Source organism: Novosphingobium panipatense (assembly GCF_900182875.1).
In the GTDB taxonomy this organism is placed as follows: Bacteria; Pseudomonadota; Alphaproteobacteria; order Sphingomonadales; family Sphingomonadaceae; genus Novosphingobium; species Novosphingobium panipatense.
The window spans coordinates 1-9549 of record NZ_FXUI01000032.1 but is presented as its reverse complement, the minus strand read 5'-3'; the positions used below and the strand labels follow the sequence as shown (position 1 = coordinate 9549).

The window sequence follows — 9549 nt, the reverse complement described above, 5'->3', positions numbered from 1 at the left end:
GTCTGCCTCGCCCATGTCCTGCGCGACGTACAATATGCCATCGACTGCGGTGACCGGGCCTTTGCCCCGAAGGTCCGCGACCATCTGCGCTGGGCCATCCGCATCGGCAAGCGACGAAGCAGCCTGAAGGATACGACCCTGGCGGCCTACTGTGCCAAAGCCGATACCGTACTGACCCGCCTCATGCGGATGCCTATCGCGCATCCCGCAGGCAAGATATTGCTCAAACAGATCAAAGCCTGGAGGGGCAAATTCTTCGTTTTCCTCTCCAACCGCGACGTCCCTGCGACCAACAACATATCCGAGCGCGAGATCCGTCCCTCGGTCGTGTTCCGCAAGGTCACAAACGGCTTCCGGTCCGACTGGGGCGCCCAGATCCACGCTAGCTATCGCTCCGTCACCGGCACAGCTCGCCTGCACGGAAAGTCAGCCCTCCAGGCCGTGCGCGAACTCGTCGAGGGTAAGTTCGCCGTCGCCTGAGCCTTCAGGCCTTGGCCAACCCCGTGAGCAATTACTCCAATGCCGCAACACGTGGTCTGGAGCCAAGCCGCTGTCGGGAAGACGGTCGTGGGTACGACGACAATACATGTCGACACTCCGATGTGTCATCTCTCTTCATGAAAGCTTGCGTTCGCCGCGCGGATGGGCATTGGCAAGCCATGGACATTCCCGGCATCTATCACGACTGGATCATTTGGATCGGCGACGGCACCGGCCTGCCCGATGCGATCCTGCACATTCATGCAGGCCTTGCAATCCTTCTGCTGGTGCGATTGGTGAGCGGGCGTTCGCTGGGGACCTTCATCCCCTTCGCAGCGGTCGTGCTGGGTGAGTTTGGGAACGAGCTTCTGGATTACCTGCACTATGGCCTGCGGGTCGGGGACACGCTGTCCGATATCGGCAACACGCTGTTCTGGCCTTTCGTCATCAGCCTGGCGGTGCGCCTGCGCCCGATGCCTGCGCGGGACAGGTAAAGTCGGCGCCTGAAGCGCGCAGACATGTAGGTAAGCAGACATGTCGACATGTTGATGCATCGACATGAAATGCCCTTGAGCCGCCGGAGCGCGAATTCCTACTCGAAAGCACGAATCCAACACCGTCCGGCGTCTTTCCACCACGAGAAACCCGCTTTTCCTCCCTAAAGTTCGTGCTTTCGAGTAGGAAATCAAACATGACCCAGCCTGCCTCGAAACCACCCCGGAAAAGCGCCGTTTCACGCCATGTAGACCCCTCTCAGCGTGACCTGTTCCAACTCGACAGCCCGCTGATTGGCGAGATTCGCGGCGAACGCTCACTGATGGCGTTTCCCTTCTTCGCGCTGGCCAAGAGCGCGTGGATGAAGCCGGTGTCCTATCATCAGGGCCCCGTGTCGATCGAGGTACGACCATCTGCCAATGGTGTTGCCACCATCTACGACAAGGAAATCGTCCTCTATATCGCCAGCCTGATGGCCGCGAAGATCGAGGCGGGCGAGCAGGTTGGCCAGGATTTCCGGTTCACCGCGCATGATCTCTTCGCCGTCACCGGATCGAACCAGTCGGCCCGGTCCTACAAGCGCCTGTCCGATGCGCTGGAGCGGCTGCAGGGTACGCAGATCAAGACCAACATCGAAGCGGGCGGGGAAGGGGAGGAGGGCTTCTTCTCGTGGCTCTCCGAAGCACGGCTGCACTATTCCAAAACCCGCAACGGCGAAAAGCGGCTGAAGGCGGTTCAGGTGCGGCTGTGTGACTGGCTCTACCGCGCGATCCTGCGCGACCGGCAGGTGCTGGACTATGCCTCCACCTATTTCCAGCTGGGGCCGATCGAGCGGCGGATCTATGAAGTCGCGCGCGCCAGCGGGCCGGACGTCCCGGGCCAGGAGTTCTGCGTCGACCTGGAGACGTTCCGCCTGCAGATCGGCTACCAGAACCCGCTGTCCAACTTCCGCACCGCGCTCAAGCAGGTCACGGGCACTGGAGCCATCCCGGACTACGATGTCGAACTGGTCGAAGGAGAGGCGCCTGCCGAGACAACGCGCGGCCGTGGCCGCAAGGCAGCGCCCGTGAACGTCATCATCACCCGGCGCGCAGCCGAGCCGGACGAAGTCCAGGAGCAGGAGAGCGAATCGCCCGAATCAGGTGAAGAGGGGGCTTGCGAGGAGGCTGTGCGCTCGAGCTAATTCCTACTCGAAAGCACGAACTTCGCGCGATTTCCTACTCGAAAGCACGAATTAAATGGCGAATTCCTACTCGAAAGCACGAACTTTTTCTGCATTTCTTACTCGAAAGCACGAACTGTAAGTTCTTCCGGTGTTGGATTTTATCTGCGAAAATGGCCGCTGCACTGGCGTGGGGCCAGTGGCGTGATTTCGACAGGAATGAAGGCGGCCGTGACCACATAAAAGAAAGCCCGGCACGAAGGCCGGGCATCCCTGAAAGGGTAGATGGAGCGACGTCGCCAAACGTCGATCCGGAACGTAAAATAACCACTACGTTCCCTCCTGATACCCCAGAACCAGACCTGGTTCAAGGATGCGCGTTTCGCGCCACACCCTCTTTTTGCCTGCGTCCCGGCCCCTGAGGGGGAAGGAAGATGACGACGCTTACCCTAGGCGAAGCGACGGCGCTCGCGCTTGGCCGTATGCATGCCGGCACGAGCGGCCTGCGACGGCGCCCCCCTGCACGTAGCGGCGCCCCGCATCGCACCGGCGCGCCCGTCCGCCGCGACAGCATCGAGGCAGGAACCTTCGAAGAGCAGTTCTTCGCCGTACCCGCCAAAGGCGAGACCGATCGCCTGCTGCGCATGGCGCGCGCCGCGCTCGACACCGGGCGACGCCTGAAGCGCGCGGTGCGAACGGAAGGACATGTCCTGTCCCCTGCCGAGGCCGCGCTCACGGGCTTGACGGCGGGCGCGGTGCGCGTGTTCGAGGAGATATGCACGCTGGCCAGGCTCAATGCGGGCCGGGTCTTCCCCAGCTACAACCGCCTTGCCGAAGCGACCGCGCTGGGCCGCGCGACCGTGGCGCGCGCACTTGCGGCGCTCGAACGCGCCGGCTTCCTCGTCCGCCAGCGCCGGTTCAAGCGTGTGGAAGGGGAGGGCCCACGCTATGCCCAGACGTCCAACGCCTATCGCCCGATGGCTCCGCAACGCTTGCTGCGCCACCTGCCGCGCTGGATGACCCCGGTGCCGATCCCTGACGATGCCGCCTTCCGCCAGACTGAGCGAGCCGAGCAGGTGGAGCAGATGCATCGAAGCCTGACCTGCCGCGAGCTTGCGGACACGCTCGTCGGTGGCGCACTCGGGCGTGTCCTCGCTAAATTGGGTGCTGCTCTCGATAGACGCGATATGGAGACACCATGCGAGTCTCAAAATAAGCCTCAACCGCTACACCAATCAATTCATTCAAGCCGACATAGCGTCGGGCTAGTCGCCCGACAGGCCTCGCCTGACGGCGATAAGACTTGAAACCCATCTTACCCCAGCACCCTAATCCTACCCGCATCCCCGAAGCGTCGGCTACGCCGCCGCAGTGCTCCCCAAGGGGATCAGGCGGCCTCGGCACCGCTTGCCCGCGAGCCTTGAGCATGGGGGAAGGGAAGCGCCATTGATGGCTGCGTTTCTTTCTCGACAAGTCCACGTGTAGACATGTATGGAGGTCGCCATGTCCAATACACCTAAAACGATAGCGGTCATCAGCCAGAAGGGTGGTGCGGGCAAGACTACCCTCGCCCTGCATCTGGCGGCGATCGCGCAGGATGCCGGCCGCGTCGCATTGATTGTCGACACGGACCCGCAGGCGACCGCCAGCCAGTGGGCTGCTTGGCGCGAGGACCTCCCGCCGGAAGTGATCGACAGTCCGCCGCCCCGACTTGCCGCCAAAGTGGCAGCGGCACAGGCTCAAGGCGCGGAGCTCGTCGTCATCGACACTCCCCCTCACGCGGACAGTGCTGCGCGGGCAGCCGTGGAGGTGGCCGATCTCGTTCTTATCCCGTGCCGGCCGAGCGCGTTCGATCTGGCGGCGATCCAGACTACGGCCAAGTTGGTGCAGCTGCTGCGCAAGCCCGCCTTCGTCGTGTTCACCGCCGGCCCGCCCAACGCGCCGCGCATCTATGCCGAGGCAAGCGAGCTGGTCGACAGCTACGGCACGCCGCCTTGCCCGGTTATCCTTCCTGACCGCGCTGCCTATCGCCACGCCAGCGCCGAGGGACGCACCGTCACCGAAGCCGATCCCACGGGTCGCGCTGCTGAGGAGATCCGCGACTTATATGCGTGGACATGTCAACAACTCGACATGTCTACACCAAAGTACCGAAAGGCCCCCGCATGAGCCGCAAGCCGAGCTTCGCTAACCTGCGCACCGCCACTCCCAAGCCGGCACCCGCCACGGCCGAGCCTACCCCAGTGTCAAGCGGAGACAAACCCGCGCAGGCCCGGCCGGAAAGCCGGATCGGCCGCAAGCAGATTGCCGGTTTCTTCACGCCCGAAATGAGCTTCGCCATGCACATGCTCGCCCGCCGCCAGGGCCGCAGCCTGCAGTCCCTGATGGCCGAAGCCTTCAACGACGTGCTGCGCAAGCACGGCGAAAGCCCGATCGGGGAGTAGGGCCAAAGCGCGGGCGCTTCGCGCTCCATTCCGTCAGCTTGATCGTCGCCAGATCGGTGCAACGCAGCCGGCGTTGCCAGTGCTTTCGCTCTCGTGGGTGCATATGGCCCTCGCTTGGCCCGCTTCAATTTAGCCGCAAAGCGCGGTCGTAATCCTGACCGGGGTCAATGATGCGATGCACGAAGACGCGATCAGGCTGCACCGAATAGAGGATGCCATAGCCCTTGAGGGAGCGCGGCCTGATTCCATGCTGTTCATAGCGCGGGGCATGTCGGCTATGCGCCTCGCGGCATCACGCAGCTCGTCGATGAACGCGACTGCGCGAGTGGGATTGTCCTTCTCGATATACAATCGGATGCCTTCGAGGTCGCGCCTGGCCCTTGTGGACAGCACGATCTTCATCGACGCGCTTCACCGCTCGCAGTTTTCCGAATGTCGGCGATAATCGCGTCGGAAACGTCATCGAGATCATGGCCGCCACCCGCCTTCATCTCCTGAAGGCTTTCATCAATCGAAGCATTGAGTTCCTTCAGCCAGCGCTCTTCGTCCACGATCGCGCTTTGATCGCGCCGGATCAGATCGCGGACATAATCGCTGACGCTGGCATATTGGCCGCTGTCGATACGGCTTTGCACATAGTCTCGCATGGAATCGGGCAGGGACACATTCATGGTAGCCATCGGCTGATACCTCCATCGTTCTTATCTATGGCAAATTGCCATCATATTTTGCGCGACTTTCGTCGTTCGTCTCGGGTTGGTGATCGCCGCCGCGTCTTCGCGCGCTCGTGGCCGCCATCATCATCAACCGGTGTGCTTGTCGCTGCAGTTCGTTAACGATCCCCTGCGCATTATTCAGACACTGATTCACGGTAGCGGCTTCGTGAGCAGCGGCACAAAGCCATCAGCATCAAGTTCGAGGTTTTCCGCCCAGACATAGCCACCGGTCAGGTTGATGTGATCCCACCCCAGCGGTGAGAGCCGGACCAACACGGTCGGATCGACCGGGATTCTCGATGCTGCAGTTCTTCAACGGCGCGGCCGAGGTAGCGGCAGTTAACCGCGAGTGGCCTCAACCTGCACGTAAGCGGGTCCGGAGCGGGCCGCTTGCGTGCAGGAGCATGCCCCGCAGATCCGCACGTGCAGGGTGCCGGACCAGGATGACGGCAAGGAGCCAGGTCAGGCCGGAGGCGATGCCGGTCGCCGCCAGTTCGAGCACGCCCATGGTGGACGGAGTACGCCACATCGTGATCGCAATCGCAGCGGGCACGGTTGTTGCCACTGCGATGACGGCGCTGGTGGCGTAGACCTTCAGCACGGCCTTCCAAGTGAAACCGATGAGGCGGTGGAGCCAAAGGGCATAAAGGCAGAACCAGCCCGCTCCATAGACCAGACGGGAACCCGCTGCGGCTTCTACGCTGATTGCGGCGCCCATGACCAGCGTCGACACGGATAGGACCGTGTCGACCAGGTTCAGCCACAGGAGTTGACGTAACCTTCCCAGGAGTATCGGCAGGTCCATGTGGAGGGGCAAGGCGACAAAGAAACACTCGGCGAGTGCCGCGAACGCCAGCAGCGGTGCCGCATCCGCCCAGCCCGGGCCGTAGAGCAGGAGGATGATCGGCTCGCTCAGGACTGCGAGCAGGGCCATCGCGGGCCAGACGATCGCACCATGGGCGGCAACCACCCGCTCGTAGTAGGGACCAAGCTCTCGTCCTTCATCGCGGAGCCGCGCGAAGGCCGGATAGTAGATTGCGCCTACGGCCCCTGCCACGAGGTAATGCAACTGTGAAGCCAGGGCGAGGCCCCGGCTGAAGAGGCCTGCCGCCGCCATGCCCTGCATTCGGCCGACGACCAGGTCCGGCGTCCGCATGCCGATGCCGCCTGACAGATACAGCAGGGCGCTTCCCGACCCGAAGCCGATGATTTCCCGCGCCCTTGCAAAGTGAATCGGGCCGCCCGGCCGCGCAGGCTGTAGGAGTTGAGCGGCCACCGCCCGCGCCCCGGCTTGTGCGATCATGGCCCAGGCGAGGGACTCTGCCGAGAAGCCAAAGGCTGCAAGCGTCAGGGCGCAGCCGCTGTTGGTGACCGCGCCGCTCACATTGACGAGGAATGTCGCCTTGAAATCGAGTTTTCGCGAGAGAAGCGCGACGGGTACGATGCTCCACGGGGTCAAGACGTAGGAGGCCGCCACCAACGCCAGAATGGGGAAGAGCCGGGGTTCGGAGTAAAAGCGCGCGAGCGGCGAGGCGATGCTGAGAATAAGGGCGGCCAGCACGAAGGAGAAGCCGATGGCAATGATCGTACAATGCCGCACCGTTTCATTATCGGCGGTTGGATGGCGTCCCAAATAGCGCGTCAGGCCGAAATCCTGAATGACCGAAAGGATCATCGCCGCCGCCAGGGCGACCGAGAACAGGCCGATCTCGTCAGGCCTGAGAAAAAACCGGGAGATGATGACCGAAGTCGCGAACTGGAGGACGAACTGCGTGTACTGGCTCGCCGCTGCCCAGAGCGCCGCGGATTTCACACTCGTCTCGCCGCGCCCCGCGCCGGCAGAGGGCTCTGCTTCCTGCGTCTCTGAGGACATCGCGCAATCAGGCTCTGGTAGAGCGAAGCAGGAGGCGAGCCAGTTGAACCGCTCGCAAGGGTTCACCGAAGCGCACAAGCCGGGCGACTGTCCGCCACATGCCTTCGCACCGCCCGCCATCCTTCAGATAGCTTACGAGCAGGTCGAAGCCGTCACCGCGCAGGGCGGCGGGCGAATAGACCAAGCCCAGGGCAACTTGCTCCCGAACCGCCCACGCCAGCCCTGCGCGGCCGAACAGGGTGTCCAATTCGTCGACAGGGGGCAGGCGGATCAGGTCAGCGGTTGGGTCAGGGCGTCCGGCGCGGCGTTCACGCCATGCCGCCTGCGCCACGGCCGTTCCGATTTTCTGCTCCATGGCGTGGCGGGAAGAAACTTGAGCGGGATAGCGCCGATACTTCAGCAAGCGCTCAGGAATGTTGCCGAGCCGGGTCACCGAAGAGAGGCGCAGCCACAGGTCCAGATCTTCGCAGTGCAGGAAAGCGGCGTGGTAGCCGCCGACGGAACGAACGATATCGCGGCGGTACATTGCCGCAGGGTGGCAAATCAACGGCCCTCCGGTTTCGATTGAGGACAGGAATTCCTCGTGCGTCACTGGATGATCGGCTCCTGTCCGTATAAGTCTCTCGCCGCGAACGCCGATGTCCTCGCTCCAGCTGCCGACGACGCCATAGTCGGGATGATCGTTCAGGAAGCACAGCTGCTGAGTGAAGCGGTCGCTCCGGCAAATGTCGTCAGCGTCCATGCGGGCTATGAGGGGCGCTTGGGCGAGATCGATCATCTCGTTCAAACTTGCAACGAGCCCACGGTTCTCCCGCACGATGGCACGGATCCGCGCATCCTTGCTCGCGTAGTCCTGCATGATGTCAGGGGAGGAATCGGTGGAGCCGTCATCGACGATAAGGAACTCGAAGCCGCCGAAATCCTGGCCCAGCACGCTTTCGATTGCTTCGGGCAGGAAACGTGCACCGTTGAACACGCTCATGGCTACAGTGATTGCCGGCTCAGGCATGAAGGTCCGTGGTTCCTTACCGTGGCCCCGACGGCAGGCCTGTTACGTTCGATCGTAAGCCTTAGCCGGTAAATAAAGCGTTCGAGCAGATCAGCCCCGAAACCGAGGCTCATACTCCTTCCGCCAGAAGTTTTCCATCCACGCCCTTCTTGCGCCCACGCTTGAGTGTCCAGCGCGCATCACGGCCTTTTGTGCAAGCCTTGCCGGCTTCGTTGCCCAGGCCTGGGGAATGCCGCCCTCCCTGACAATGGCGCGCTTCTCGCCGGTCATGCGCTGGCGTGGAGCCGAGATGATGCTGGTATCCACGATTTGCCCGCCCATGGCTAGGGCGTGGACTCATTACGCATTGCACCACAGCCTGACGCATATGAGCTTGATGGCCGCGAGATAGTTGGCAGCATCCTTGTCATATCGGGTGGCGATGCCCCGGAACTGCTTGATCCGATTGAAGAAGCGCTCGACGAGATTACGCTGGCGGTAGAGCCATGACGAGAAGCCGAAGCGCTGCTTACGGTTGGAGCGGTTGGGAATGTTGGCCCAGATGTTTCTGGCCGCGGCCGCCTCGCGAATGGCCGTGCTGTCATAGCCCTTGTCACCGAGCAGGGTGGCACCCTCGGGAATGGCCTCGATCAGCGCTTCAGCTTCGCATGCATCATGGACCTGGCCACCCGTCAGTCGCAGTCCGATAGGACGTCCATCAGCGTCGACAAGAGCGTGGAGTTTGGTCGTAAGGCCGCCCCGGGAACGTCCCATGCCATGATTGCCGGATCCCCCTTTTTGCCCGTCGCACCGTGCTGGTGGACGCGCATGCAAGTGGAATCGATCATCACCAACTCGCCGTTGAAACGGGCGGAAACCGCCGCCAACAATCGGTCCCACACTCCAGCCTTTCGCCAGCGGATGAACCGGTTGTAGCAGGTCGTCGACGGACCATAGCGTTCCGGGACCTCTGCCCACGGCGCACCAGAACGGAAACGCCAAAGTATCCCGTTCAGCACCCGGCGGTCATCGACGCGGGGCACTCCACGCGACTTGTTGGGCAGCAACGGCTCGATGATGAGCCATTCCTTGTCCGTCAGTTCATATCGCCGCCGCGTCATACGCCCTCCGTTTCCGAAGGTCCCCTGAATCACGCCAAGGCCGACAACTCAACCCGATTTATGAGTTTGCGCCCTAGATAACCCAGCGACTTGAGGTGAGCGTCGAACCGAGCGAACAAAGCCTCGATAACATCGGCCCGGACCAGAGCTTCGGCACCGCTCTTGCGCATCTGACGTGACCTGCCCCCCGGCGGTCCCTCGCTCATAACGAGAGTCTTGCGGTTGAGTATTCCGGCACGCTCGCCTGCACAAGCGCGTCGGGCGTGATGC

At 62.6% G+C, this 9549-nt stretch carries 11 protein-coding genes and 1 pseudogene; 6 read left to right on the top strand and 6 right to left on the bottom strand.

All coding sequences use genetic code 11. From position 1 onward, the window contains the following. The 6 genes from QOL62_RS19280 to QOL62_RS19255 all read left to right on the top strand — a co-directional run. The coding region (locus QOL62_RS19280) for an IS66 family transposase (RefSeq protein ID WP_283407272.1) at positions 1-480 on the top strand (480 nt) is incomplete at its 5' end. A 179-nt stretch (positions 481-659) separates the two neighbouring features. After that, positions 660-974, top strand: a complete 315-nt coding sequence (locus tag QOL62_RS19275; protein WP_283407271.1) for a hypothetical protein — start codon at positions 660-662, stop codon at positions 972-974. A gap of 197 nt (positions 975-1171) precedes the next feature. Further along, the gene (locus QOL62_RS19270) at positions 1172-2158 is read left to right on the top strand and encodes a replication initiator protein A (protein WP_283407270.1); all 987 of its coding nucleotides are present in this window, start codon (positions 1172-1174) and stop codon (positions 2156-2158) included. A 413-nt stretch (positions 2159-2571) separates the two neighbouring features. Then, the gene (locus QOL62_RS19265; protein WP_283407269.1) at positions 2572-3444 is read left to right on the top strand and encodes a helix-turn-helix domain-containing protein; all 873 of its coding nucleotides are present in this window, start codon (positions 2572-2574) and stop codon (positions 3442-3444) included. Positions 3445-3640: 196 nt separating this feature from the next. Further along, positions 3641-4306 carry a ParA family partition ATPase gene (gene parA, locus QOL62_RS19260; protein ID WP_283407268.1) on the top strand — a complete coding sequence of 222 codons (666 nt, stop codon included), beginning with the start codon at positions 3641-3643 and terminating at the stop codon, positions 4304-4306. Continuing rightward, the gene (locus tag QOL62_RS19255; protein WP_283407267.1) at positions 4303-4581 is read left to right on the top strand and encodes a ribbon-helix-helix domain-containing protein; all 279 of its coding nucleotides are present in this window, start codon (positions 4303-4305) and stop codon (positions 4579-4581) included. The genes parA and QOL62_RS19255 overlap by 4 nt, the downstream gene beginning before the upstream one ends. 129 nt (positions 4582-4710) lie before the next feature. Here the strand turns inward: QOL62_RS19255 and QOL62_RS19995 are convergent, their stop codons facing one another. From QOL62_RS19995 to QOL62_RS19230, 6 genes and pseudogenes are all read right to left on the bottom strand, one after another. After that, a complete protein-coding gene (locus tag QOL62_RS19995; protein ID WP_379503298.1) occupies positions 4711-4983 on the bottom strand; it encodes a type II toxin-antitoxin system RelE/ParE family toxin in 273 nt (90 codons plus the stop codon). Further along, the gene (locus QOL62_RS19250; protein WP_283407266.1) at positions 4980-5261 is read right to left on the bottom strand and encodes a type II toxin-antitoxin system ParD family antitoxin; all 282 of its coding nucleotides are present in this window, start codon (positions 5259-5261) and stop codon (positions 4980-4982) included. Before QOL62_RS19250 ends, QOL62_RS19995 begins: the two co-directional genes overlap by 4 nt. A 186-nt stretch (positions 5262-5447) precedes the next feature. Beyond that, entirely contained in the window at positions 5448-5570 is a 123-nt protein-coding gene (locus QOL62_RS19990; RefSeq protein ID WP_283407265.1) for a hypothetical protein, read from the bottom strand. Positions 5571-5652: 82 nt separating this feature from the next. Next, the gene (locus QOL62_RS19240; protein ID WP_283407264.1) at positions 5653-7170 is read right to left on the bottom strand and encodes an oligosaccharide flippase family protein; all 1518 of its coding nucleotides are present in this window, start codon (positions 7168-7170) and stop codon (positions 5653-5655) included. Positions 7171-7177: 7 nt separating this feature from the next. Beyond that, positions 7178-8179 (bottom strand): glycosyltransferase family 2 protein, encoded by a 1002-nt coding sequence (locus tag QOL62_RS19235; protein WP_283407263.1) that lies wholly within the window; start codon positions 8177-8179, stop codon positions 7178-7180. 339 nt (positions 8180-8518) lie between these two features. Further along, positions 8519-9279, bottom strand: a pseudogene (locus QOL62_RS19230) (IS5 family transposase). Between the last annotated feature and the right edge of the window lie 270 nt (positions 9280-9549).

Coding starts and splice junctions, on each gene's coding strand:
- QOL62_RS19270 (WP_283407270.1), top strand. CDS start 1,172: ATGACCCAGCCTGCCTCGAAACCACCCCGGAAAAGCGCCGTTTCACGC.
- QOL62_RS19250 (WP_283407266.1), bottom strand. CDS start 5,261: ATGGCTACCATGAATGTGTCCCTGCCCGATTCCATGCGAGACTATGTG.
- QOL62_RS19235 (WP_283407263.1), bottom strand. CDS start 8,179: ATGCCTGAGCCGGCAATCACTGTAGCCATGAGCGTGTTCAACGGTGCA.
- QOL62_RS19995 (WP_379503298.1), bottom strand. CDS start 4,983: ATGAAGATCGTGCTGTCCACAAGGGCCAGGCGCGACCTCGAAGGCATC.
- QOL62_RS19255 (WP_283407267.1), top strand. CDS start 4,303: ATGAGCCGCAAGCCGAGCTTCGCTAACCTGCGCACCGCCACTCCCAAG.
- parA (WP_283407268.1), top strand. CDS start 3,641: ATGTCCAATACACCTAAAACGATAGCGGTCATCAGCCAGAAGGGTGGT.
- QOL62_RS19265 (WP_283407269.1), top strand. CDS start 2,572: ATGACGACGCTTACCCTAGGCGAAGCGACGGCGCTCGCGCTTGGCCGT.
- QOL62_RS19240 (WP_283407264.1), bottom strand. CDS start 7,170: ATGTCCTCAGAGACGCAGGAAGCAGAGCCCTCTGCCGGCGCGGGGCGC.
- QOL62_RS19275 (WP_283407271.1), top strand. CDS start 660: ATGGACATTCCCGGCATCTATCACGACTGGATCATTTGGATCGGCGAC.